General features: G+C 73.6%; 19 protein-coding genes and 5 pseudogenes. 14 read left to right on the forward strand and 10 right to left on the reverse strand.

The window, feature by feature from the left end; translation table 11 throughout:
- Window positions 1-5 precede the first annotated feature (5 nt).
- From ACEXOX_RS06750 to ACEXOX_RS06770, 5 genes and pseudogenes are all read left to right on the forward strand, one after another.
- Window positions 6-1,205 (forward strand): AMP-binding protein, encoded by a 1,200-nt coding sequence (locus ACEXOX_RS06750; RefSeq protein ID WP_406519535.1) that lies wholly within the window; start codon window positions 6-8, stop codon window positions 1,203-1,205.
- Complete coding sequence (locus ACEXOX_RS06755) at window positions 1,127-1,921, forward strand: non-ribosomal peptide synthetase (RefSeq protein WP_406519536.1); 795 nt, start codon at window positions 1,127-1,129, stop codon at window positions 1,919-1,921. Before ACEXOX_RS06750 ends, ACEXOX_RS06755 begins: the two co-directional genes overlap by 79 nt.
- A gap of 37 nt (window positions 1,922-1,958) precedes the next feature.
- Window positions 1,959-3,367: pseudogene (locus ACEXOX_RS06760) on the forward strand (amino acid adenylation domain-containing protein); the annotation flags it as partial.
- 42 nt (window positions 3,368-3,409) lie between these two features.
- A complete protein-coding gene (locus ACEXOX_RS06765) occupies window positions 3,410-3,820 on the forward strand; it encodes a phosphopantetheine-binding protein (protein ID WP_406526251.1) in 411 nt (136 codons plus the stop codon).
- Window positions 3,817-6,813, forward strand: a complete 2,997-nt coding sequence (locus ACEXOX_RS06770; RefSeq protein WP_406519537.1) for a condensation domain-containing protein — start codon at window positions 3,817-3,819, stop codon at window positions 6,811-6,813. The genes ACEXOX_RS06765 and ACEXOX_RS06770 overlap by 4 nt, the downstream gene beginning before the upstream one ends.
- A 189-nt stretch (window positions 6,814-7,002) precedes the next feature.
- Here the strand turns inward: ACEXOX_RS06770 and ACEXOX_RS06775 are convergent, their stop codons facing one another.
- The 8 genes and pseudogenes from ACEXOX_RS06775 to ACEXOX_RS06810 form a co-directional block, all read right to left on the reverse strand.
- The gene (locus ACEXOX_RS06775) at window positions 7,003-7,845 is read right to left on the reverse strand and encodes an urease accessory protein UreD (protein WP_406519538.1); all 843 of its coding nucleotides are present in this window, start codon (window positions 7,843-7,845) and stop codon (window positions 7,003-7,005) included.
- On the reverse strand, window positions 7,842-8,543 hold the full coding sequence (gene ureG, locus ACEXOX_RS06780; protein WP_406519539.1) for an urease accessory protein UreG: 702 nt from the start codon (window positions 8,541-8,543) through the stop codon (window positions 7,842-7,844). Before ureG ends, ACEXOX_RS06775 begins: the two co-directional genes overlap by 4 nt.
- 69 nt (window positions 8,544-8,612) lie before the next feature.
- A pseudogene (locus ACEXOX_RS06785) lies at window positions 8,613-9,286 on the reverse strand (urease accessory protein UreF).
- 43 nt (window positions 9,287-9,329) lie between these two features.
- Window positions 9,330-11,050 (reverse strand): annotated as a pseudogene (locus ACEXOX_RS06790) (urease subunit alpha).
- Window positions 11,043-11,354 carry an urease subunit beta gene (locus tag ACEXOX_RS06795; protein WP_406519540.1) on the reverse strand — a complete coding sequence of 104 codons (312 nt, stop codon included), beginning with the start codon at window positions 11,352-11,354 and terminating at the stop codon, window positions 11,043-11,045. The pseudogene ACEXOX_RS06790 and the gene ACEXOX_RS06795 overlap by 8 nt, the downstream one beginning before the upstream one ends.
- 17 nt (window positions 11,355-11,371) lie before the next feature.
- Window positions 11,372-11,674: an urease subunit gamma gene (locus ACEXOX_RS06800; RefSeq protein WP_030017664.1), complete on the reverse strand. Its 303-nt coding sequence runs from the start codon at window positions 11,672-11,674 to the stop codon at window positions 11,372-11,374.
- Between the two features lie 377 nt (window positions 11,675-12,051).
- Entirely contained in the window at window positions 12,052-12,405 is a 354-nt protein-coding gene (locus tag ACEXOX_RS06805; RefSeq protein WP_406519541.1) for a type II toxin-antitoxin system Phd/YefM family antitoxin, read from the reverse strand.
- Window positions 12,406-12,645: 240 nt separating this feature from the next.
- Window positions 12,646-12,948: a hypothetical protein gene (locus tag ACEXOX_RS06810; RefSeq protein ID WP_406519542.1), complete on the reverse strand. Its 303-nt coding sequence runs from the start codon at window positions 12,946-12,948 to the stop codon at window positions 12,646-12,648.
- Window positions 12,949-13,434: 486 nt separating this feature from the next.
- Between ACEXOX_RS06810 and ACEXOX_RS06815 the strand changes: the two genes are divergently transcribed.
- The 5 genes from ACEXOX_RS06815 (at window position 13,435) to ACEXOX_RS06835 (ending at window position 16,974) form a co-directional block, all read left to right on the forward strand.
- Window positions 13,435-14,070, forward strand: coding sequence for an ATP-dependent Clp protease proteolytic subunit (locus ACEXOX_RS06815; RefSeq protein WP_406519543.1), 636 nt, complete (start codon window positions 13,435-13,437; stop codon window positions 14,068-14,070).
- A gap of 7 nt (window positions 14,071-14,077) precedes the next feature.
- The gene (locus tag ACEXOX_RS06820) at window positions 14,078-14,383 is read left to right on the forward strand and encodes a hypothetical protein (RefSeq protein ID WP_030017660.1); all 306 of its coding nucleotides are present in this window, start codon (window positions 14,078-14,080) and stop codon (window positions 14,381-14,383) included.
- A 639-nt stretch (window positions 14,384-15,022) separates the two neighbouring features.
- The gene (locus ACEXOX_RS06825; RefSeq protein ID WP_406519544.1) at window positions 15,023-15,496 is read left to right on the forward strand and encodes a C40 family peptidase; all 474 of its coding nucleotides are present in this window, start codon (window positions 15,023-15,025) and stop codon (window positions 15,494-15,496) included.
- Window positions 15,497-15,643: 147 nt separating this feature from the next.
- Window positions 15,644-16,252, forward strand: a complete 609-nt coding sequence (locus ACEXOX_RS06830) for a DUF6328 family protein (RefSeq protein WP_406519545.1) — start codon at window positions 15,644-15,646, stop codon at window positions 16,250-16,252.
- Window positions 16,253-16,401: 149 nt separating this feature from the next.
- Window positions 16,402-16,974 (forward strand): hypothetical protein, encoded by a 573-nt coding sequence (locus tag ACEXOX_RS06835; protein WP_406519546.1) that lies wholly within the window; start codon window positions 16,402-16,404, stop codon window positions 16,972-16,974.
- Between the two features lie 33 nt (window positions 16,975-17,007).
- Here the strand turns inward: ACEXOX_RS06835 and ACEXOX_RS06840 are convergent, their stop codons facing one another.
- Window positions 17,008-17,436, reverse strand: coding sequence for an ATP-binding protein (locus ACEXOX_RS06840; RefSeq protein ID WP_406519547.1), 429 nt, complete (start codon window positions 17,434-17,436; stop codon window positions 17,008-17,010).
- Between the two features lie 309 nt (window positions 17,437-17,745).
- Between ACEXOX_RS06840 and ACEXOX_RS06845 the strand changes: the two are divergent.
- A pseudogene (locus ACEXOX_RS06845) lies at window positions 17,746-18,635 on the forward strand (helix-turn-helix domain-containing protein).
- 9 nt (window positions 18,636-18,644) lie between these two features.
- A complete protein-coding gene (locus ACEXOX_RS06850) occupies window positions 18,645-18,881 on the forward strand; it encodes a DUF397 domain-containing protein (protein WP_406519548.1) in 237 nt (78 codons plus the stop codon).
- A 21-nt stretch (window positions 18,882-18,902) separates the two neighbouring features.
- Here ACEXOX_RS06850 and ACEXOX_RS06855 read toward each other — a convergent pair whose 3' ends face one another.
- Window positions 18,903-20,159, reverse strand: coding sequence for an 8-amino-7-oxononanoate synthase (locus ACEXOX_RS06855; protein ID WP_406519549.1), 1,257 nt, complete (start codon window positions 20,157-20,159; stop codon window positions 18,903-18,905).
- Window positions 20,160-20,305: 146 nt separating this feature from the next.
- On the opposite strand from ACEXOX_RS06855, the gene bioB reads away from it, so the two are divergent.
- Together bioB and ACEXOX_RS06865 are read left to right on the forward strand one after the other, a co-directional pair.
- Complete coding sequence (gene bioB / locus ACEXOX_RS06860) at window positions 20,306-21,577, forward strand: biotin synthase BioB (RefSeq protein ID WP_406519550.1); 1,272 nt, start codon at window positions 20,306-20,308, stop codon at window positions 21,575-21,577.
- Window positions 21,570-22,878: pseudogene (locus ACEXOX_RS06865) on the forward strand (adenosylmethionine--8-amino-7-oxononanoate transaminase). Before bioB ends, ACEXOX_RS06865 begins: the two are co-directional and overlap by 8 nt.
- The last annotated feature ends 2 nt before the right edge of the window (window positions 22,879-22,880 follow it).

The following is a 22,880-nucleotide window of genomic DNA, read 5'->3' on the forward strand; positions in this document are numbered from 1 at the left end:
GAATCATGAGTATTTCAGCCCACGAGCATCCCGGCAGCAGCCCGAAGGACGACCGGCTCAGCATCGCGTACGGCGCCACACCTGGTACGTCGGCCAAGGCCGCCGACCGGTCCGACATCCTCGCCCGGTACGAGCACTGGGTGCGCAGCGCCCCCGACGCCCCCGCCGTCGAGGACGGCGAACTGTCCTGGAGCTACGCCGAGGTGGACGCCCTGGCGCACGTCGTGGCCGAGTCGCTGCGCGGCCGGGTGTCCCCCGGTGACCTGGTCGGGGTGTGCCTCGACCGCTCGGCCGCGCTGGTCGCGGTGGCGGTCGGGCTCGCCCGGCTCGGCGCCGTCTACCTGCCGCTGGGACCGCGCCCCGGCGAGCACCGGCTGACGGCGGTGACCGAGCGGCTGGGCGTGGGCTGCCTCGTCGGCGACCCCGCGCTGCTGCCCGCGGCGTACCGTACGGGTGCCGGGACGAGCGCCGTGTCCCTGCCGCTGCCCGCCGAGGGCGCCAACGCGGCCGGCAGTGTCGTGGCCGCGTTCCGCGCCGGACCCGCCACCGGCACCGCGCCGACCGCCCCGCCCGGCACCTTCTACGCCGTACTGACGTCGGGTTCCACCGGCACCCCCAAGGCCGTCGCGGTGGGCCGCTCGTCGCTCGGCTCGCTGCTGGACTGGTACTGCGCGTACACCGGGGCCCGGCCCGGGGACCGGCACAGCCTGCTGATCGGGGTCTCCTTCGACCCGCACCTCAAGGAGCTGTGGGCGGCGCTCACGTCGGGCGGAACGCTGAGCGTGCCGCCGGAGGAGGTGCGCTGGGACCCGGACGCCCTCACCGGTTGGTGGCGGCGCGCCAAGGTGTCCGTCGCCATCCTGCCCACGCCGCTCGCCGAGACCGTCCTCGAACGGCCCTGGCCCGAGCTACCCGACCTGCGCCACCTGGTGGTGGGCGGCGACCGGCTGCGCCGCCGTCCCGCGCCGCAGGTCACGGCCCGGGTGCACAACGCGTACGGCCCCGCCGAGGCCACCGTCGTCACCACGGTGCACCACGTCGAGGCCGACGACGGCGACACCGCTCCCCGCCGATCGGCACGCCCGTCGACGGCGCCGTCGTCTGCGTCACCGACGAGGCGGGCCTGGTGGTGCCGCGCGGCGAGGCCGGTGAACTGCGCGTCGGCGGGGACGTGCTGTCGCTCGGCTACCTGGACGCGAACCTGACGGCGGCCCGTTTCGTGGCCCCGCCGGACGGCGTCACCGGGACCGCCCGGGTCTACCGCACCGGCGACCGGGTACGGATGCGGCCCGACGGGGTGCTGGACTTCCTCGGGCGGCTGGACGACCAGGTCAAGGTGAGCGGCGTACGGATCGAACTCGCCGAGGTGGAGGCGGCGTTCGAGCACCACGCGGGCGTACGGCGGTCCGCGGTCGCCGTACAGACCGTCGCGGGCGAGGTCACCCGGCTCGTCGCCTTCGTCCTGCCCGTCCCCGGTGCGCCGGTGCCGGCCGCGGACGAGCTGATCCGCGAAGCCCGCGGCTGGCTGCCCGAACAGGCCGTACCGGCCGTCGTACGGTTCCTCGACAGCTTCCCGCTGGACGCCAACGGCAAGGTCGACCGGGCCGCCCTCCTGGCGGCCGAAGAGGCGGCGGCCGGCGGAGGCGCGGCCCCGGAGGGCGACGGCGCGCCGCAGTCGCCGACCGAGGAACTGGTTCTGCGGCTCTGCCGCGACCTGCTCGGCAGCCCGGCCCTCGGCACCGGCGACAACTTCGCCGCGGCCGGCGGCAATTCCCTGTCCACCGCCCGGCTGCTGACCGGCATCGAGGAGCACTGCGGCGTACGGCTGCGGGCGCCCGAAGTGCTGCGGCAGCCCGACCTGCGGGCGCTGGCGGCGCTGGTGGACACCCGGCGCGCCGCCGCCGGCCTGGCGGGGGTGTGAGATGACCGACCCCATGACCGGCCTCACGACCGACCCCATGACCGACCTCGCGACCGGCCTGCCCGGACTCGTCGCGCACTTCGCCCGCACCACCCCCGACGCGCTCGCCGTGACCGACGGCGAAACGTTTCTGACGTACGCGGAACTCGCCGCGGCCGCACGCGGCTTCGCCCGCACGCTGCACGACCGTGGCGTGCGTCCCGGCGACGCCGTCGGCGTCCTGCTGCCGCACTCGGTCCCCATCGTCGTCACCCAGCTCGCCGTCTGGTGGGCGGGCGGGCACTACGTACCGCTGGATGCCGACCATCCCGCTCCGCGCATCGCGACCATGCTGGAGACGGCCGAAGCGGTGCTGACGGTCGGTGACAAGGACCTCGTGGAGGCGGCGGGCATCCCCGGTGACCGGGCGCTGCCGCCGCCGCCCGCCCGCGTGGCGGAGCACGCCGGCGACGACGCGCCCTCGCCCGCCGAAGGCACCTACGCTCCGGACGCCGTCGCCTACGTGATGTTCACCTCCGGCTCGACCGGTCAGCCCAAGGGCGTGGCCGTCACCCACCAGGGCATCGCGCGCCTGGCGCACCGGCCCGAGTACGTCACCCTCACGCCCCGCGACCGGGTGCTGTTCCACTCCCCGTCACGTTCGACGCCGCCGCCTTCGAGGTGTGGGCCGCACTGGCCAACGGCGCCGCGGTCGCGGTGTCCACCGCCGACCGGCTCTCGCCGGCCGGTCTGGCGCGGGACGCGGAGCGCCTCGGCGCGACCGTCACCGTGCTGACCACCGCGCTCTTCCACCACCTGGCCGCCCGGCGGTCCCCGCTCTTCGGGCTGCTGCGCGGCGTACTGGTGGGCGGCGAGGCGCTGTCCGCGCAGCACGCGCGCTCCGTCCTGCGCGCCCACCCCTGGCTGGAACTGGTCAACGGGTACGGGCCGACCGAGGCGACCACCTTCGCCACCGCGCACCGCGTGGCGGACGCCGACTGCGACGCCCCGCCGCCCATCGGCTGCCCGATCGCCGGGACGACCGCGTATGTCATGGACGAGCGCGGTGAGCCGGTGGCGCCGGGTGTGCGCGGCGAACTGTGGCTCGGCGGCCCGCGGCTGGCGCTCGGCTACGTCGGACAGCCGGACCGCACGGCGGAAACCTTCGTCGGCCACCCGACGGCCGGCCGGCTCTACCGCACCGGTGACGTGGTCTCGGCACGCCCCGACGGCACGCTGGACTTCCACGGCCGGACCGACGACCAGATCAAGGTCCGCGGCTTCCGGATCGAGCCGGGCGAGATCGAGCACGTGCTGCGCGAGCACACCGGGGTCGCCGACGCGGCCGTGGTCGTCCAGCGTCCGGCGCCGGACGACGCGCGGCTGGTGGCCTTCGTCGTACGGCAGGACGGTGCGGCCGCCGGAGCGGCGGCGCTGCGCGCCCACCTGGAGGGCCGCCTGCCGGCCCACCTCGTGCCCAACGCGTGGGCGTTCGTGGACGCGCTCCCGATGACCGGGGTCGGCAAGGTGGACCGGCGGTCGCTGGCCGAACGGACGGTGGAGGGCGGCGGGGAACCGGACGGTGCCCCGGAGGCCGGGAGCCTCCCGGCCGCGCCCGGCCACCTGTCACCTCTCCAGCAGGTCGTCGCCGACCTGTGGAGCCAGGCCCTGGGCCACCCGGTGGACGACCCCGAGGCGGACTTCATCGCGCTCGGCGGGCACTCGCTGCTGGCGCTGTGCGTCGTGGAGGACCTCCGCGAGGACCTGGGCGTGGAGATGTCGCTCGCGGACTTCTTCGCCGCCCCCACGGTCGCCGCGCAGGCGGCACACGTCGAACGGGCCCTGCTGCACCTGCACGAGGACCCGGGCGCGCCCGGCGACGGACCGGCCGCCTCAGCTGCTTTGGAGGATCTGCGATGACCACCGCTCCGGACACCGCCCGCGAGGCGGCGCTGCTGCGGATCGCCCGGCAGCGGCAGGCCGCCAAGCGCGGGAGCGTGGCGCCCGCGGCCGCCGGCGGCGCGGAAGGCGCAGAAGGCACGACAGGTCCCGCACCGCTCTCCGCGGCACAGCGCCGCATGTGGTTGATGGACCGCCTCGGCGGCAGCGGCGCCGCGTACCACGTGCCGTTCGCGGCCCGGGTGCGCGGGCCGTTCGACCCGCAGGCGCTGGGCCGGGCGCTGACCGCTCTCGTACGCCGTCATGCGGTGCTGCGTACGCGGTACGGGCAGCGTGACGGCGAGCCGTACCAGGAGGCGCTGGACGCCGTTCCGGTTCCGGTCGAGGTGGTGACGGCGGACGGTGACGTGGCGGAACTGCTGCGGGAGGCCGCCGCACGGCCCTTCGACCTGGCGAGCGGCCCGGTGCTGCGCGCGCTGGCCGTACGGCATGCCGCCGAGGACCACACCGTACTGCTGACGCTGCACCACATCGCGATCGACGGCGGCTCGCTGGCCATCGTCGCGCGCGAGCTGGGCGCGCTGTACGGGGCGGCGCTCGACGGCGACGAAGCGCTGGCCGGGGAGCTGCCCGGCACGCTCGCCACCCCTGCGCCGCAGTACGCGGACTACGCGCGCCGTGAGCACGCCGCCGTGGACGCCCTGGAGAACGGCCTGGAATTCTGGCTCGGCCGCCTCGCGGGCGCCCGGCCTGTCCCGCTGCCCGCGGGCTCCGGCGCCCCGGCCCGGCGCGGACAGGCCGCCCTGCTCGCCGAGCCGCTGCCGCCCGCCGTCCTCGAAGGACTGCGCGCGGTGGGCCGGGAGCACCGGAGCACCCTGTTCACCGTCGTCCTGGCCGCCGCGTACGCCGCCCTCCTGGAGCAGACGGGCCGTACGGACCTGGTGCTCGGCTGTGCGGGCAGCCACCGTGACCGGGCGGAGATACGGAATCTGGTCGGCCTGTGCGTGAACACCCTGCCCGTCCGGGTGGACGCGCGGAGCACCGGTACCTTCGGCGCACTGCTGGACCGGGTCCGGGACGCGCTGCTGGAGGCGCAGCAGCACCGGGACGTGCCGTTCGACCTGATCGTCGAGCGGCTCGGAGCGGCGGCCCGCGGGGCGGGCGGCCAGCCCCTGGTGGACGTCACGGCCGACGTGCTGCGGGCGCCCACCACCCTGGACCTGCCCGGACTGGCGAGCGAACCGGTCGAGGTCGATCTGGGGACGGCCAAGTTCGGTCTCGGCTTCTACGTGGAGCAGGACCGGAGCGACGGCAGGCCGCCGCGCTGCCTGGTGCAGTACGACCGGGCGCGGCTCGACGAGCGGACGGCCGGACGGCTGCTGCGCGGCTTCGCCGACCTGCTGGCGGCGGTGGCCGCCGACCCCGGCCACCCGCTGGCCCGGCCGCAGCCCGACACCGGCGCCCCGGACCGTACGGAGCCGGCCCACCCGGCAGCGCAGTTGCTCCGCGACCGGCCGGAGGTGGCGGAAGCCTTTTTGCTGGAGATCGACGGCCGGCCGCCGCTCGCGTACGTCGTGCCGAGCCGCACGGGCTCCCTCGACCCCATGGGCCTGCGGGCCGCGCTGCGTTCACGGTTGGTGCCCGGGCTGGTCCCGGCCGCGGTGACGGTCCTGGACGTACTGCCGCGTACGGCCGACGGTGCCGTGGACCGCGGCCGCCTTCCGGGCGCTCCGGCGGCGGCCGCGTCCGCCGACATCGTGGGAGTGCGCGAGCAGGCCGTACTGGACGCGTTCACCGAACAGTTGGGCCGCCGCCCCGCGCTGGACGACGACTTCTTCCTGCTCGGCGGACACTCACTGCTGGCGGTGCAACTGGCCGACCGGCTGCGCGAACGGCTCGGCCTGCCGCTGACCGGCCTCGACGTGATGGAGCACCGCAGCCCGCGCGCCATCGCGGCCCTGCTGGACGGACGGGGCGAGGAACGCGCGGCAGCACTGGCCGCCGTCCAGAGCGCGGCCCGGCCCGCGGGCACGTCTCCTCGCAGCACCCGGCCCGCGACAACCCGCACCGGAACGGTCCTGGTCACCGGCGCCACCGGTGGCGTCGGCGCCTTCGTCCTACGGGAGCTGGCGGCACGCGGCCACCCTGTACGGGCGCTCGTACGGCCCGAGTCGGCGCACCTCCTCGCGGCGGACGGCATCGAGCTGTGCGAAGGGGACCTCGGCGACCCGGACAGCCTGCGGACGGCGGCCGCCGGTGCGGACGCGGTGATCCACGCCGCCTGCACCTTCACCTCTCCCGAGGTGGACCTGGCGGCGATGCGCGCCGCGCTGGACGGCTGGCGGCGGGGCACCTTCGTCTTCGTCAGCAGCGTGGACGCGTACGGGCAGCCGCCGGTCACCGAGGTGACCGAGGAGACCGCGCCGGCCGGGCCGTTCACCGCGTACGGCCGGGGCAAGCTCGACTGCGAACGGATGCTGCTGGAGGCCGCCGGGAGCGGCGGGCGAGGCGCCGCCGACGTGGTGCGGGTGCCCATCGTCTGGGGACCGCACGCCAGGCTGCGCGACCAGCTGCGCTGGGGCGCCACCGGCCAGTTCTACCAGGCCGCGCGGAACGGCGAGCCGATCGAGCTGCCCGCACAGGAGCGCGGTTGGTACGGCGCGCCCTGGGTGCACGGCGCGGCACTGGCCCGTGCGCTGGTCAGCTGCGTGGAACGGCCGACCGGCGGTGTCGTCAACGCGGTCGGCGGCCACGTCGACTGGCGCGACTTCGCCGCCGAGCTGATCCGGCTGCTCGGCAGCTCCAGCGAGATCCACGCCACGCACGCGGGCCCGGGCGCGGACACCGCGGCGGAGCCCGGGGCCGGCGAGGCGGCCGGGCCGGACTTCCTGCTGCACCACCGCCGCCGCTACCGCCCCGCCCGCGCGCTCGCGGACGAACTGGCGGAGCGTCCGGGGAGGACTGGCGGTCGGTGCTCGCCGCGATGCTGGAGAGCTGACGGGCTGACGGGCTGACGGGCTGACGGGCTGACGGGTCGATGGACTGACGGGCTTTTCCTGCTTTTTGCAGATTCCTGTCTCCGCGACGGCACCGATTTCCCGTATCGGCCGTCTTCTCGGGTGCGGCGCTGCTCTCTCCCCCAGGAGCGGCGCCGTGCCTTTACCAGGCAGCACCGTCGCACCCGGCGCCATCGACACGGTCACCTACCCGGCGCAGCCCGTACCCGCCGCGTCCAGAAGGCGCCGCACCCGCAGCCCGTCCGGTGCGACCGCGGTCGTCAGCGCGGCGGGCCCGGCGAGCGGGCTGCGGACGCCCTGCCCCTCCCCCGGTCCCGTACCGAGCAGCAGAACATCGGCGGGCCGCTCGTCGTACGCCGGGTCCACGACCAGGAGCTGGCCCGTGGCACGGTTGCCGCCGAGGACCGCCGCGGTGTCCCAGCCCGGGGTGCCGGGCCCGTACGCCGTCTCCTGGTCGAGCAGCGTACGTCCGGCGCGGTGGACCGTGAGGCGGCTGCTCAGCCGCCCGGTCCGCTCTCCGCTGCGCCCCAGCACCTGCTCCTCCCGCAGCACCAGCCGCGCGGTCGGCGCGAGATGCACGGTCGTCGTCATCCGCAGGTCGCTGCCCTCGGCGGAGATCAGCGGTTCGGGCAGCCACTCCAGCCGGGCCCCTTCGCCGACGGTCAGCTCCACGTCGTACGTGGCGTGTCCGCCGGTACGCCCCGGCAGCGCGACGGTCGCCGCGGCCGCCGTGACGCACAGGTCGGCGCCGTCCTCGGCGGTCACCTCGATGCGCAGCCGGTCGCCGCCGAGCGGGGCGCTCATGGCACCGACGACGCACACCCGGGCCTGCTTCCCGTACACACGGACGCGGCGCAGCGCGAGCGGCCCGTCGCCGTCCAGCACGGGCAGGCGGGTCGTGCCGTCCGTGCCGGTCCGCGCGGTGACGCGGGCCGTGGCGCACAGACCGTGCGCCGCCGGAGCAGGGGCGGGCACGCGTACCGGCCCGGGGCTCCGGGGCCGGGTCCGCTCGGGAGGCGCGAGGGTCATGCGGGGCCCGTGGTCCAGTCGGTGAGGCGGGCGCGGACCCAGTCGGTGACCGGCTGGACGCCGTTTTCGGCCTTGAGGCAGGTGAAGGTGACGGGCAGGTCGCCGCGCTGGTTCTTGGCGTCGCGGGCCATGCCGTCCAGGTCGACGCCGACGTAGGGGGCCAGGTCGGTCTTGTTGACCACCAGCAGGTCGGCGGTGGTGACGCCGGGGCCGCCCTTGCGGGGGATGTCGTCGCCGCCCGCCACGTCGATGACGAAGATCTGGGCGTCCACCAGGCCCTTGGAGAAGGTGGCGGTGAGGTTGTCGCCGCCGGACTCCACCAGGATCAGATCCAGCGGGCCGACCGCGTCCTCCAGGTCCTCGACGGCTTCGAGGTTGGCGGAGATGTCGTCACGGATGGCGGTGTGCGGGCACGCGCCGGTCTCCACCGCCGTGATCCGCTCGGCGGGCAGCACCGCCTCACGCAGCAGGAACTCGGCGTCCTCACGGGTGTAGATGTCGTTGGTCACCACCGCCAGGGACAGCTCGTCGCGCAGCGCCCGGCACAGCGCGGCGACCGTGGCGGTCTTGCCGGTGCCCACCGGCCCGCCCAGCCCGATCCGCAGCGCGCGCCGGGAGCCGTCGGGGCGCTCGGGGGACGCGGCGCTGTAGCTGTGCCGGTGCGGGAAACGTTCGTCGAGATCGTGATCGAGATGCATGGGCTGCTCCGTGATCGGGTCGGTGCGGGTGAAGTGGTACGCGCGGCGGGGTGACGAAAGGTGAGGGGGTTACGAGGCGAAGAGCCGTACCGGCCAGGCCGCGTGCTGCTCGGCGGTGATGTCCAGCAGCGGCGCGGACGCCGCCGGCAGCGCGCCCACGCCCTCCAGGGGGACCCGGCGTGCGGCTTCGACGGCCCGCTCGGCGACCTGGTCGAGCGGCCCCGCCAGCCGGGCCAGCACCGCCGTCGCATCGAACGGATCCAGGCTCAGCAGCCGCACGGCGGCGGTGGCCGGGCCGCTGACGTTCTCATACGCGGCAGCATGGGCGGCATCCAGCGGGTCCAGCCCCGCCGACCGGGCCGCCAACCCCAGCACCACCGGCTGATGCGCGCCACGCGGCCGGGCGGCCGCCAGCGCGTCCAGCGCGGCCGAGGGCCAGGTCGCGCGGGCCGCCCGCATCATCTGCCGCCCCAGCCGCCGCGCCGTATGCCGCAATGCCGGCACCGGCGTACGGGCGTCGGCCGCCGCGTCCAGCTCCAGCGGATCGCACCCCGCCGCCGCAGCAGCCGCCAACGCGGCCGCGACCAGCCCCGCCGTGTGCAGGCGGCCATGGCAGAACGCCTCCAGACTCGCCGCGTCCCGGATCCGCCCCGCCTCGACGGCCGCCTCCGCACCACCGGAATGCGCGTGCCCCCGGCCGGAAACCGCCCGTCCGCCAGAACCAGCAACGCCGCCCTGCTCATCGCCGTACCTCCTGCTCCGGCCGCTCGCTCATGCCCGGCCCGCTCAGAAGAGGAAGTAACGCTGGGCCATGGGCAGTTCCGCCGCCGGAGCGGGCTCGACCACGTCGCCGTCGATGGTGACCGTGAAGGTGTCGGGATCGACGTGGACGCGGGGCAGCGCGTCGTTGTTGCGCATGTCGGCCTTGGTCACGCCGCGGGTGCTGCGGATGGCCCGGAAGGACTTGGCCAGCCCGAGCCGTTCCGGCAGCCCGTCCGCGACGGCCTGCTCGGAGACGAAGTTGACGGAGTTGCTGCCCGGCGCCCTGCCGATGGCCCCGAACATCGGGCGGGGCAGTACCGGCTGCGGGGTGGGGATGGAGGCGTTGGCGTCGCCCATCTGCGCGTACGCGATCTGGCCACCCTTGAGGACGAGCTGCGGCTTGACGCCGAAGAACGCCGGGTCCCACAGCACCAGGTCGGCCAGCTTGCCCTCCTCGACCGAGCCGACCTCGTGGTCGATGCCCTGGGCGACGGCCGGGTTGATGGTGTACTTCGCCACGTAGCGGCGGGCGCGGATGTTGTCCGCGTGCAGGTCACCGGGCAGGGTGCCGCGCCGCTTCTTCATCACGTGCGCGGTCTGCCAGGTCCGCAGGACGACCTCGCCGATACGGCCCATCGCCTGGGCGTCGGACGACATGATCGAGATGGCGCCCAGGTCGTGCAGGATGTCCTCGGCCGCGATGGTGGAGGGCCGGATACGGGACTCGGCGAACGCCAGGTCCTCCGGCACGGCCGGGTTGAGGTGGTGGCAGACCATCAGCATGTCGAGATGTTCCTCGACGGTGTTGACGGTGTGCGGCCGCGTCGGGTTGGTGGAGGCGGGCAGCACGTTCGGCTCGGAGACCATGGCGATCATGTCGGGCGCGTGTCCGCCGCCGGCCCCTCCACGTGGTACGCGTGGATGCCGCGGCCCCCGATGGCGGCCAGGGTGTCCTGGAGGAAGCCCGCCTCGTTCAGGGTGTCGGTGTGGATGGCCAGTTGCGCGCCGCTCTCCTCGCAGACGCGCAGACAGGCGTCGAGTACGGCGGGGGTGGCGCCCCAGTCCTCGTGGATCTTGAAGCCGAGGACGCCCGCGCGCAACTGGTCGTGCATCGAGGCGACGGACATGGTGTTGCCCTTGCCCAGCAGCCCCACGTTGACGGGCAGCCCGTCCATCGACTCGAACATCCGGGCCACGTGCCAGGCACCCGGCGTGATGGTGGTGGCCTTGCTGCCCTCGGCCGGGCCGGTGCCACCGCCGACCAGGGTGGTCACACCGGAGGCGAGGGCCTCGTCCACCTGCTGGGGGCAGATGAAGTGCACATGGGTGTCGATGGCGCCGGCCGTGAGGATCTTGCCGTTGCCCGCGATGACCTCGGTCTCCGGGCCGATCACCAGATCCGGGTGGACGCCGTCCATGGTGTCGGGGTTGCCGGCCTTGCCCAACGCCGTGATCCGGCCGTCCCGTACACCGACGTCCGCCTTGATCACACCCCAGTGGTCCAGGACGAGCGCGCCGGTGATCACGGTGTCGGGCGCGCCCTCGGCGCGGGTGGCGCGGGACTGGCCCATGGACTCGCGGATCACCTTGCCGCCGCCGAAGACCGCCTCGTCACCGGCGCGGCCGGGGCCGCCCGCCCGGTCCTCGGTGATCTCGACGAGGAGGTCGGTGTCGGCCAGCCGCACCCGGTCGCCCACAGTCGGGCCGTACAGATCGGTGTAGGCGGGGCGGGTCAGGTCAGCCATCGAGCGAGCCTCCGGTCTCGCCGCGCAGGCCCGCGACGATCCGCTTGCCCCCGACGGGGACGAGTTCGACCTCGGTGGGAATGCCGGGCTCGAAGCGCACGGCGGAGCCGGCGGGGACGTTCAGCCGCTTGCCGTGCGCGGCCGCACGGTCGAAGTCGAGGCCCGGATTGGCCTCGGCGAAGTGGTAGTGGGAGCCGACCTGGACGGGGCGGTCGGCGGCGTTCAGGACGGTCAGCCGGACGACGGGGAGCCCGGGGTTCAGGCGTACCGGGTCGTCGGCGTGCAGGATCTGGCCGGGAATCATGGTCGCTGCTCCCGCGCTCAGTTGATGGGTTCGTGGACGGTGACCAGCTTGGTGCCGTCGGGGAAGGTCGCCTCGACCTGTACGTCGTGGATCATCTCCGGGACGCCCTCCATGACCTCTTCACGGGTGAGCACCTTGCGCCCGGTCGACATCAGCTCGGCGACCGTACGGCCGTCCCGCGCGCCTTCGAGGATGTGCACGGTCAGCAGCGCGACGGCCTCCGGGTGGTTGAGCCGTACCCCGCGGGAGCGCCGCTTCTCGGCCACGTCGGCGGCCACATGGATCATCAGGCGTTCCTGCTCGTGCGGGGTCAGTTGCATACCTTCACCTCACCGTCTTCGAGCTGGGCGCATCCGCCCAGGTCACGGGTGGCGATACACCCGCAAAAGCAGATGTATCACACAGTAATTAAAGGCGGAGCAAACTGCTCTCCAGCTCCGCTCCATCAATGACCCGAAGGCCGCAGGTTAGTTCGGCACCGTTTCACCGGCGTTAACGCGGCGGGTCGGCCGCGGAACGCCACCGGCCGGACCCCGCGGACGCCGTGCGGCGGACCCGGACACCCCCAACCCATCATGCCCATGTCAATATCTGGAGCGAAGCTACCGTCCCCCGCCCACCCACCACCCCTGACCACCCGGCCCCGGCCGTCAGCCTCAGCAGCCGCGCCCCGCGCAGAGCTGTCAACGCCGCACGATCAGCGCTCCGCGACACCCGGGCCGCTGTGCTCGCCCGCCGTACCGTGCCCGCCGGCCGCCCCGTGCTCAGCCGCCGTACCGCGGTGTTCCGCCGCGATGCCGAAGCGGCCCCACTCGCCGGGCGGGGCCGGGAACGGCCGCACCGAGGAGACCGTACTGATCACCGGCTCCTCCGCCGCGGCCTCCTCCGCCTCCCGGCACGCGTCGAGGCGCTCCAGGTCGGCGGCGGACACCAGTCCCACCAGCGGCTTGCCGTGGCGCGTGACGACCACCCGCTCGCCGCCGTAGACGACACGGTTGATCAGGTCCGCCAACTCCGCCCGGGCCTGCGTCACCGGAATCTCATAAGCCATGGTCCTAGCTTAGGTCGCGTCCACGACATCCCGGCCAGGGCCGCGACCGGCCGGCCGCGACGGGCGGCTCCGGCGTACGGGCCGGCGTACGGGCGGGACCGGCGTACGGAACCGACGCCCACCGACGCCCCGACGCGCCCGGACACCTCGCGCACACCGACACCCCGACGTCCACCGCCCCCTGGCGCCCATGCCGATGGCCCGGCACCTCCGCCGGGCCATCGGTACGCGCCGGAACGCTCAGGTGGTGGCGCGGTCGGTGGGCTCGCGGCTGCCGCACTTGGCCAGGCCGCGACTGATCATGTAGCCGACGGTCAGCAGCGTGACGTAGAGCCATGCCTGGTCGGCGGGGAAGCGGTCCACGCCGGCAGGCCCTTCGCCGACGATCGCGGAGGCGACCAGAACCGCCACGACGGCGGCGAGGTAGACGAAGAACTCGGTGCTCTTGAACGCGGGCTTGGTCTCCGCGCTCGTGTGCCGCTCGGCACGGGCGGCCTGGGAGCGGCCGGATTCCGGATATCCGGCGGATGAAGCGGTAGCCATCGCGTCCTCCTGGACTCGATTCGGCCCGAGGAACTCGGGTCCGCCCGGCGGGTACCCGGGCGGACCGGGGCGGAACGGCGGTTTCCGCACGGGTGGATTCCACAAGGGGTCCTTTGGCCAGGGGCCCACGCGTCAAGTGTCGCCTCGTGCTGCCCGGCGGGGCTGCCGCAGCGGACGCGTGGGGCGGCGGAGGAGGCCCGGCACCCCGCACACCGGGCCGGTGCCGGAACGTGCGGGGTGACTTCGGCCGGAACGTTGCACCGGCGGCACGCCCTCGGCCGCGCACCGGCCGGGAACCCGACCTTACGGCCTGTCATGTCGTCCGCCCACAGGCCCGCCTGACACCCCGTGGGGTTTTCGCTCTCAGCGAGCGGCCGCCCTCACCCCCGCCGAAGGCATTGCTTTCGCCCGGCGGAACATGCTCCCATCTAGCTCTACGTACGTCCTGTACATTTTTTACAGACGCTCAGGAAAGAGGAGCTCCCCATGAACGGCCCCCAGGCCCGTCACGTCCTTCCGGAGTTCACCGAACGCACCTCCTACGGGGCCCGGACCATGGACCCGTACTCCAAGCTGCTCGGCGAGCGGATCGTCTTCCTGGGCACCCCGGTGGACGACGCCGCGGCCAACGACGTGATCGCCCAGCTCATGCACCTGGACTACGACGCACCCGACCGGGACATCTCGCTCTACATCAACTCCCCCGGCGGCTCGTTCACCGCGATGTCCGCCATCTACGACACGATGCAGTTCGTCGGCTGCGACATCGAGACGGTCTGCCTGGGCCAGGCCGCCTCCGTCGCCGCGGTACTGCTGGCGGCCGGCGCGCCCGGCAAACGGCTCGCCCTGCCGGGCGCCCGCGTCCTCGTCCACCAGCCCGCGTTCGACGAGCCGGTGCAGGGGCAGGCCGACGACCTCCGGATCCAGGCGGACGAACTGCTGCGTATCCGAGCGCTGCTGGAGGAACTGCTCGTACGGCACACCGGCCAGTCCCCCGAGCGGATCACCGAAGACCTCGAACGCGAGAAGGTCTTCAGCGCCGAGGCCGCCGTGGAGTACGGCCTCATCGACGGGCTCACCCGCAGCCGCAAGCAGCGCCCCGCGACGCCCGGCGCGAGGTGAGCCCGGAATGTGGCCGCCCGAACTGCCGCCGCTGCCCGCGCTGACGCGCGCCGAGGGCGAGGTCATCGACAGCTACCTGGCGGTCCTGGACCTGCTGGGCCGCATCAATCCCGCCCGCGGCACGGACACGTACGGCGGCCTCCGCGCCGCACAGGCCCTGGTCGGCAAGACCACCGCGCTCCGGGACGCGCTGGCGCTGATGCACGCCCGGGGCGAGAGCGAGCTGCACGCGGGAACGCTGGCGCAGGCCCTGCGCGTGCTGGACGGTGAGCGCCGCGCCCGGCTGATCTCCGTACCGCCGCCGCGAGCTTGACGCGCCGCGCCCCCGCCCGGCCGGGGGCGCGAGTGCCTCCCCTCCGCACCTCTGGTGCCTCTGAGCCTCACCCGGCCCACGCGGCACACGCCGGACAGGGAAGGCAGGGGCGTCCCGGAGGCACCGACGCACCGCAAGGACCCACCCGTTTGGCGACACGAAGCCCGATCGGGCTCGCCCGAACGGCGTAGCCGCGGGGCCGCGTACTGCGTCACACCGCTTGCGCGACGTACGTACGTGTCGCCCGGAGCGTGACGTTCCGGGGCTGGTACGCGGCTCCTCACCCGTCGCGTGACTCCCACGGAACGCCGCCCGTCCACCCGAACGGCGTAGACGTGACCAACCTCACATACAGCCGTTTCTGCTCGGAATCCGGGCGCGAGGTGCGCAACGATCGCTTCGACGACAAGCCCCCGCCACAGCGGTGGGGCGGTCCGGGCGGACGCCCAATCCTGCCGCCGTACCGGATGTCTGGTCGATACGACTGGACCGGCAGGAGCGGAGGACCCGAGCACGACGGGACCGCCGGCCACCACGGCCGGACGGCCCCTTGGGGTGAAGTCGCCACCGCGACCGGGCATCTTCGCCTGCCCGAACCCGACAGGCACTCCTTCGCAGGCGGCTGACGAAGGGTTGCGCATGACTGCGCGTACCACCACTTCCCCTCTGCTGGCGCGGGCCGGAGTGATCTCCTTCATCGCCCTCGCCACGGTCGGCGGGACACTGGTCGTACCAGGGGCCACCGAGGACGCGGCAGCCGCGTCCACCTCGGCCTCGGCACTGCGGATCGCCGCTTCCAAGAAGGGAGCGCCCTACAAGTACGGAGCCAGCGGGCCACACCGTTTCGACTGCTCGGGACTGACGCTGTACTCGTTCAAGCGGGCCGGGAAGCGGCTGCCGCGCACCGCGGCGGCCCAGTACAACCGCACCCGGCACCTGTCGGCGTCCTCGCGCCGCGCCGGCGACCTGGTCTTCTTCCACTCCCGCCGCGGTATTTACCACGTGGGCATCTACGCGGGGAAGGGCAAGATCTGGCACGCCCCCAAGCCCGGCACCGTGGTGCGGCTGGAGCGCATCTGGTCGCGCAGCGTCTCGTACGGGCGGGTGCGCTGACCGCGCGGACCCGTCCCGTCGGGGACGCGTGCGGGGCTCCGTGCGACGACGAGCCCCGCACCGTCCGGGCGCGTCCGCGGGCGCGAACTCCCGCACGCGCGTGCGCGTTCCAGGAGTGATCAACGCGTCGGTGGATACCCGCACGCAATGGCCCCCCTCACCGACGACCACCGGAACGAAGCACCCGGACGCTCCGAACTGCCGGAAACGAGCGCATCGCCAGAGCCGCACCGGCCGCCCGGTTCCGCCCGGTTCACCGTGTGCCCGGACCGCAACGAGACGCCCCTGGAACGCTACGACCGCAACTTCGGCGAACTGCTCCAGGAGCTGCGCGTCCTGCAGACCGGTGTGCAGATCCTGTTCGCCTTCCTGCTCACCCTGGCGTTCACTCCGCGATTCGTGTCCCTGGACACCACGCAACGCGGTTTCTACGTGGGCACGTTGCTGCTGGCCGTACTGGCGACGCTGCTGCTCACCGCGCCTGCCGCGGTGCACCGGGTGCTGTTCCGGCGGCGCGCGAAGGGGCTGATCGTGGAGGTCTCCGCGCGGCTGACGGCGGCCGGGATGGCGGTCCTCGCACTGGCGCTGGCCGGTGCCGTACTCCTCGTCGTCGACGTCGTGCTGGGGCGCGGGGCGGGCGTGGTGGCGGGTTCGGTGACGCTGGTGACGTGCGGCGGCCTGTGGGCGCTGCTGCCCCGCGTACTGGGCCGCCGGAACGGGCACATCAAGCCGTCGGGCCGCGACTCGTCCTCCTGAACGCCCGGGGCCCGGGGGCCGCGCCGTCGAAATCTTTTGTGACCTGGTCGTCCTTGCTTTGACGACGGAGAACCGATGGAGTCTCCTCAGCACGTGAGGAGACCCATGCACAGGCACCTGCCCCCGTACACGCACCCCAGGACCGACTCGTGAACCTGCGCGGACTTCTGCGCCGCCGCTCCCCCGCCACTCCCTGCCCGGCCTGCGGCAGCACGGACGTGCTGTGGGAGGACGAGGGTGTCTACGGCGCCGGTGAACTGCTGTGGTGGTGCGCCTCCTGCCTGCATCAGTGGCACCCGGGCGACCTCGGCGCCGGGCCGGGCGGGGGCCCGGCGGGTCCCGTGGGGCCGGCCGCCCCCACGCCCGCAGTATCGGTACCTCTCACGAACCCCGCCGTCCCCGCGCCCCCCGTAGCACCGGCCCCGCCCGCGAACCCCGCGGCCTCCGTACCCCCGCCGCCCCCGCTCCAGCCTCCGTCGAACGCCCCGCTCCAGCCCCCGCCGAACACCCCCGGCCCGGCGACCGTCGCCGAACGTGTGATGCACGCCGCCGGGCTGATCCCGCTGGGCCCCTGTCCCGGTGCCTACGAGCCGTGGCCTTGCCACTGTTCCCGTTGCGGCCGCGCGACCAGCCCCACCTACCGGCAGGTGCGGGACGAGGGCGTGGGCTGTGCCTGCAGTACGGGCCGCCGCCGCAAACCGCGCTTTCTCACCAGACCCTGAGGAACCCGCCCGGAACCGGCCCGGCACCCGCCGCTACGGCAGGAACAGCCGCCACGGCAAAGTGATCCAGACGGTCTTGCCCCCGGCCGCGGTGGGCTCGACCGTCACCTGCCCACCGGACTCGGCGGCGAGGCAGCGGACGATCACCATGCCCCGGCCGTTGTCCTGCTGCACGGCGGCCGGCAGCCGCTTCGGCCAGCGCGGATGGTCGTCGGTGACGCCGATCCACAGCCGTTCGTCGCGGTCCAGCCGGACGTCGACGGTGAACGCCGGTGACTGCCCGAACGTGTGCTGCACGGCGTTGGTGGCGAGTTCGGAGACGATCAGCCGTACGGTGTCGGCCGTCTCCGTCCCGTCCGGCGCCCCCCATTCGGTCAGGACGTCCATGACGTACCTGCGTGCCTCCGCCACCGATACCGGTGCGCTGGGCAGAGTGAGTGAGGATTCCTGGTGGTCTGCCATCGCGACGCCGTCCCTTTCCCACCGAGGCTCGCCTCCGGCCCGCCGCCGAAGGAAGCCGCCCTCGCGTGCGGCCTCCCGGGCCCTTTCCGGTCCCTTCGGCTCCGGCCTCGGACTGCTGCTGTGCGCCAGCCTGCCACTCATGCCGCGGTGGTGGCGCGTCATCCGCCAAGAAGTGCATATATCTGTCGCCCGAAGCGGTGAACTCTGCTACGCGAGACCGTATTTGCGCGGCACACTGTCGGATCGGAACCGGCCATCAGGGGCGGGCGCACCCGCGGCGCACCCGAGGAGGAGTACGGAGGGAGCGTTATGCGGTACGGGCCCGCGGTGCGCCGCCGCAAGCTGGGCGCGGAATTGCGGCGGCAGCGGACACTGGCCGGATTCACCAGCGGTGAGGCGGCCCGCCTGGTCGGCTGGCACCAGTCCAAGGTCAGCCGTATCGAGACCGGGCGCAGCGGCGTCCGGCCGGCCGACGTCGAACTGCTGCTGGACGCGTACGGCGTACGGGACACGGACCTGCGCGCGTTGCTGGCGGCGCTGTGCGGGGGCGGGGTGCGGGACGGTGACGGTGGCGGCGAGCGGCACGGCTGGTGGCACACGTACCGCGATCTGCTGCCGCCGGAGTACCGGGACTTCATCAGCCTGGAGTACGGGGCGTCCCGGGCGCGCACGCTGGAGACGACGGTGATGCCGGGCCTGTTGCAGACGCCGGACTATGCGCGGTGACCCGCGCCACGCTGTCGGACCTGCCGGTGAAGCAGGTCGATGAGCTGGTGGAGGTGCGCGTCGCCCGTCAGGAGGTGTTGCGGGGTGAGCGGCCGCTGGAGTTGTGCGCGGTGCTGGACGAGGCGGTGCTGCGCCGGGAGGTCGGTCCGCCCGGGGTGATGGCAGCTCAGCTGCGGCACATTCTGGACGTAGGGCAATTGCCGCATGTGCGACTCCAGGTACTGCCCTTCACGTCCGGTGTGCACATCGGCATCACCGGCCCTTTCGTTATCTTCTCTTTTCCGCTCACTTCTGACCTGGATGTGGTTGTTCTCGACCATCTGACGAGTAGCCTCTACTTGGAACAGGAAGCAGACCTCAGGGCGTACAGCGATGCGTTCGACAAGCTGCGGGGGCGCGCCCTCTCGTGCGACAAGTCAGCGCGATTCATCGCCCGGATCGCCGATGCCTCGTGGGCCGGCTCCGGCGTCTGAGGAGGCACCATGTCACTTGCGCCCAGGCACGACCCGGTCCGCACCGTGCCGCACGGCGTGCGGTGGCGGCGCAGCAGCCGCAGCACCGCGATGAACAACTGCGTCGAGACGGCCCGCATCGGCTCCGGCCTGCTCGCGGTACGCGACTCCAAGAACACCGCGGGACCGGCGCTGCTGTTCACCACGGCGGCCTGGAGCTCCTTCGTCGACGGACTGGCCGACAGCCGCTTCGCGAAGATCGGGTGACCCGGCCCCGGGTGACCGGTTCTAACCGGTGACCGGCGCCGTCCGTACGACGGTCCGCACCGCTTCCCTCGCCTGCCGGGGAGACAGGTCGGCGCGGGCGGTCAGGCGCAGCCGGGAGATGCCGTCGGGTACGGACGGCGGCCGGAAGCAGCCGACCACGAGGCCCGCGTCCCGGCAGTCCGCCGCCCACCGGACGGCCTGTTCCGGCGAGGGCGCCCGTACGGACACCACCGCGGCGTCCGGGCGGACGACCGCCAGCCCCGCGGCGCTGAGCCGCTGATGCAGTTCCGCCGCCACCGCGCGGACCTGGGTGGCGCGTTCCGGCTCGCGCCGCAGCAGGCGCAGCGCCGTACGGGCGCCGCCGGCCGCCGCGGGGGCGAGGCCGGTGTCGAAGATGAACGTCCGTGCGGTGTTGACCAGGTGCTCGATCACCCGGGCCGGGCCGAGGACCACGCCTCCCTGGCTGCCGAGCGACTTCGACAGGGTGGCGGTGGCGACCACGTCCGGGTCCCCGGCCAGCCCGGCCGCGTGCACCGCGCCCCGCCCTCCGTCGCCGAGGACGCCCAGGCCGTGCGCGTCGTCGACGAGCAGGGCCGCGCCGTGCGCGCGGCAGGCGTCGGCGAGGGACCGCAGCGGCGCGGCGTCACCGTCCACGGAGAAGACGGAGTCGGTGACGGCGAGCGCCGGACCGGCGTGGCCGTCCAGGGACTTGCGTACCGCGTCCGGTTCGGCGTGCGGGACCACGACGGTCCTGGCCCGGGCGAGCCGGCAGCCGTCGATGAGCGACGCGTGGTTGCCCGCGTCGGAGACGATCAGGGCGCCCGGGCCGCCGAGCGCGGTGACGGCGGCGAGGTTGGCCGCATAGCCGGAGGACAGCACCAGGGCGGCCTCGAAGCCGCAGAAGTCGGCGAGTTCGGCCTCCAGGCAGGCGTGCAGCTCGGTACTGCCGGACACCAGCCGGGAGCCGGTGGCGCCTGCGCCCCAGCGGTGTGCGGCCTGCGCGGCGCCGCGGGTGACCTCGGGGTGCCGGGCCAGGCCGAGGTAGTCGTTGCTCGCCAGGTCCAGCAGCGGCGACTCGACGGGCCGGGGCCGCAGCGTACGGACGAGACCCGCTCGGCGGCGCTGTTCGCGGGCCGCATCGATCCAGCCGAAAGCGGCGGTGCGCGCGTCGGCACCGGGCCCGGTGCCGCGGCCCGGTGCGGGCGTCCCGGCGGGCCCGTCGTGAGGCGGCGCCGGCACGTCGCGGAACAGGGGCGGCACGGGGTCGTCCTGATGCATCAGCTTCCTTCGCGTTTGTGGGCTGTCTATAGACGTTAGCGGTCGTTACACCGTCCTACGGTGTGGCCATGCACACACCCCGAATCCGCGCCCTTGTTGGGTTCCTCCATGGTCGCGGGCCGTGGGCGTACGCCAGGATCGTCGCCATGGATCTGCTCACAACGCTGGTGGACAAGGGGCTGCGGCGCGAACTGCCGACCCGCGAAGAGGCGCTCGCCGTACTGGCGACGTCCGACGACGACCTGCTCGACGTGGTGGCCGCGGCCGGAAAGGTACGCCGCCGGTGGTTCGGGCGGCGGGTGAAGCTGAACTATCTGGTCAACCTGAAGTCGGGGCTGTGCCCCGAGGACTGCTCGTACTGTTCCCAGCGGCTCGGCTCCAAGGCCGAGATTCTCAAGTACACCTGGCTCAAGCCGGAACAGGCGTCCGAGGCGGCCGCGGCCGGGGTGGCCGGCGGCGCCAAGCGGGTCTGCATCGTGGCCAGCGGCCGCGGCCCGACGGACCGGGACGTGGACCGGGTGTCGCAGACCATCGCCGCCATCAAGGAGCAGAACGAGGGCGTCGAGGTGTGCGCGTGCCTGGGCCTGCTCTCGGACGGCCAGGCGGATCGGCTGCGGGCGGCGGGCGCGGACGCCTACAACCACAACCTCAACACCTCCGAGGCCACCTACGGGGACATCACCACCACCCACACCTACGCCGACCGGGTCGAAACGGTCCAACAGGCGCAGGCGGCGGGCCTGTCCGCCTGCTCGGGCCTGATCGCGGGCATGGGCGAGAGCGACGCGGACCTGGTCGACGTGGTCTTCGCGCTGCGCGCGCTGGACCCCGACTCGGTACCGGTGAACTTCCTGATCCCCTTCGAGGGCACCCCGCTGGCCAAGGAGTGGAACCTCACGCCCCAGCGCGCGCTGCGCATCCTCGCGATGGTCCGCTTCATCTGCCCGGACGTGGAGGTACGGCTGGCCGGCGGACGTGAGGTGCATCTGCGGTCGATGCAGCCGCTGGCGCTGCACCTGGCCAACTCCATCTTCCTCGGCGACTACCTGACCAGCGAGGGCCAGGCGGGCAAGGACGACCTGGCGATGATCGCCGACGCGGGCTTCGAGGTGGAGGGGACGAACACCTCCACCCTGCCGGAGCACCGCGCGGACGCGCTCGCGGGCGGTGGCTGCGGTGGTCACGGAGGGGGCGGCTGCGGGCCGTGCGGGGACGGGGACGCTGCGGCGGAACCGGCCGTGCGGGCCGGGGCGGACGCCGGGACTGCCCCGGCACCGGTCGAAGAGGCACGGACCGAAGGGGCACGGGTCGAAGTAGCCCCGGTCGCCGCTGCCGCCGCCCCGGCCGGTGAGGCCCGTACGGACCTGGTCTCCGTACGCCGTCGCGGCGCCGGTACGGAGCTGCCGCCGAATGCCTGAGGCCGCGCAGCTCTCCGTCCCCGAACTGCTGGCCCTCGACCGGCAGCACGTCTGGCATCCGTACGGCCCGATGCCCGGACGGGACGCTCCGCTGGTCGTCGCGTCGGCATCCGGCGTACGACTGCGGATGACCGAACCGGTCGAAGGTCGGACCGAATTGGTCGACGGAATGTCGTCCTGGTGGTCGGCAGTGCATGGGTACAACCACCCGGTGCTCAACGAGGCCGTCCGCGGCCAGGTGGACCGGATGAGCCATGTGATGTTCGGCGGGCTCACCCACGAGCCCGCCGTCCGGCTCGCCGCCCGGCTGGCGGAGATCACCCCGGACGGACTGGAACACGTCTTCCTCGCCGACTCCGGCTCGGTGTCGGTCGAGGTCGCCGTGAAGATGTGCCTCCAGTACTGGCGCTCGGTCGGAAAGCCGCGCAAACAGCGGCTGATGACCTGGCGCGGCGGCTACCACGGCGACACCTGGCAGCCGATGTCGGTGTGCGACCCGGACGGCGGGATGCACGACCTCTGGCAGGGCGCGCTGCCCCGGCAGCTGTTCGCGGACGCGCCGCCTCCGGGGTTCGACGCCCCGCCGGACCCCGCGTACGCGGCGCACCTGCGCGAGCTGGTCGCGCGGCACGCCGGCGAACTGGCGGCGGTCGTCGTGGAGCCGGTGGTCCAGGGGGCGGGCGGCATGGTCTTCCACTCCCCGGCTACCTGCGGGTGCTCCGCGAGGCGTGCGACGAGCACGACGTGCTGCTGGTCTTCGACGAGATCGCCACCGGCTTCGGCCGTACGGGATCGCTGTTCGCCGCCGGGCACGCGGGCGTCACACCGGACGTGATGTGTGTCGGCAAGGCCCTGACCGGCGGCTATCTGACCATGGCGGCGACCTTGTGCACGCCCGCCGTGGCGGACGGGATCTCCCGGGGCGAGGTACCGGTGCTCGCGCACGGGCCGACCTTCATGGGCAATCCGCTGGCCGCCGCGGTCGCCAACGCCTCGCTGGACCTGCTGCTGTCCCAGGACTGGGCACGAGAGGTCAAGCGGATCGAGACCGGTCTGCGGGACGGCCTCGCCGGCGCCGCCGCCGACGAGGGCGTACGGGACGTACGGGTCCTGGGCGCCATCGGTGTCCTCCAGCTCGATCACCAGGTGGACATGACGGCCGCCACGCGCGCGCCGCGCGGGAGGGCGTGTGGCTGCGCCCGTTCCGCGACCTGGTGTACGCGATGCCGCCGTACATCACCGGGGACGAGGACGTGGCGCGCGTCTGCGCCGCGATGCGCGCGGTGGCGCGCGAAGGCTGAGA

Origin of the sequence: Streptomyces sp. Ac-502 (genome assembly GCF_045222935.1) — a bacterium.
Taxonomy (GTDB): Bacteria; Actinomycetota; Actinomycetes; order Streptomycetales; family Streptomycetaceae; genus Streptomyces; species Streptomyces monomycini.

Excerpts from the sequence above, each read along its gene's own strand:
- ACEXOX_RS06825 (WP_406519544.1), top strand. The coding sequence starts at position 15,023 with ATGACTGCGCGTACCACCACTTCCCCTCTGCTGGCGCGGGCCGGAGTG.
- ACEXOX_RS06800 (WP_030017664.1), bottom strand. The coding sequence starts at position 11,674 with ATGCAACTGACCCCGCACGAGCAGGAACGCCTGATGATCCATGTGGCC.
- ACEXOX_RS06820 (WP_030017660.1), top strand. The coding sequence starts at position 14,078 with ATGTGGCCGCCCGAACTGCCGCCGCTGCCCGCGCTGACGCGCGCCGAG.
- ACEXOX_RS06775 (WP_406519538.1), bottom strand. The coding sequence starts at position 7,845 with ATGACCCTCGCGCCTCCCGAGCGGACCCGGCCCCGGAGCCCCGGGCCG.
- ACEXOX_RS06850 (WP_406519548.1), top strand. The coding sequence starts at position 18,645 with ATGTCACTTGCGCCCAGGCACGACCCGGTCCGCACCGTGCCGCACGGC.
- ACEXOX_RS06795 (WP_406519540.1), bottom strand. The coding sequence starts at position 11,354 with ATGATTCCCGGCCAGATCCTGCACGCCGACGACCCGGTACGCCTGAAC.
- ACEXOX_RS06765 (WP_406526251.1), top strand. The coding sequence starts at position 3,410 with ATGACCGGGGTCGGCAAGGTGGACCGGCGGTCGCTGGCCGAACGGACG.
- ACEXOX_RS06815 (WP_406519543.1), top strand. The coding sequence starts at position 13,435 with ATGAACGGCCCCCAGGCCCGTCACGTCCTTCCGGAGTTCACCGAACGC.
- ACEXOX_RS06810 (WP_406519542.1), bottom strand. The coding sequence starts at position 12,948 with ATGGCTACCGCTTCATCCGCCGGATATCCGGAATCCGGCCGCTCCCAG.
- bioB (WP_406519550.1), top strand. The coding sequence starts at position 20,306 with ATGGATCTGCTCACAACGCTGGTGGACAAGGGGCTGCGGCGCGAACTG.
- ACEXOX_RS06770 (WP_406519537.1), top strand. The coding sequence starts at position 3,817 with ATGACCACCGCTCCGGACACCGCCCGCGAGGCGGCGCTGCTGCGGATC.
- ACEXOX_RS06805 (WP_406519541.1), bottom strand. The coding sequence starts at position 12,405 with ATGGCTTATGAGATTCCGGTGACGCAGGCCCGGGCGGAGTTGGCGGAC.
- ACEXOX_RS06830 (WP_406519545.1), top strand. The coding sequence starts at position 15,644 with ATGGCCCCCCTCACCGACGACCACCGGAACGAAGCACCCGGACGCTCC.
- ACEXOX_RS06750 (WP_406519535.1), top strand. The coding sequence starts at position 6 with ATGAGTATTTCAGCCCACGAGCATCCCGGCAGCAGCCCGAAGGACGAC.
- ACEXOX_RS06855 (WP_406519549.1), bottom strand. The coding sequence starts at position 20,159 with ATGCATCAGGACGACCCCGTGCCGCCCCTGTTCCGCGACGTGCCGGCG.
- ACEXOX_RS06840 (WP_406519547.1), bottom strand. The coding sequence starts at position 17,436 with ATGGCAGACCACCAGGAATCCTCACTCACTCTGCCCAGCGCACCGGTA.
- ureG (WP_406519539.1), bottom strand. The coding sequence starts at position 8,543 with ATGCATCTCGATCACGATCTCGACGAACGTTTCCCGCACCGGCACAGC.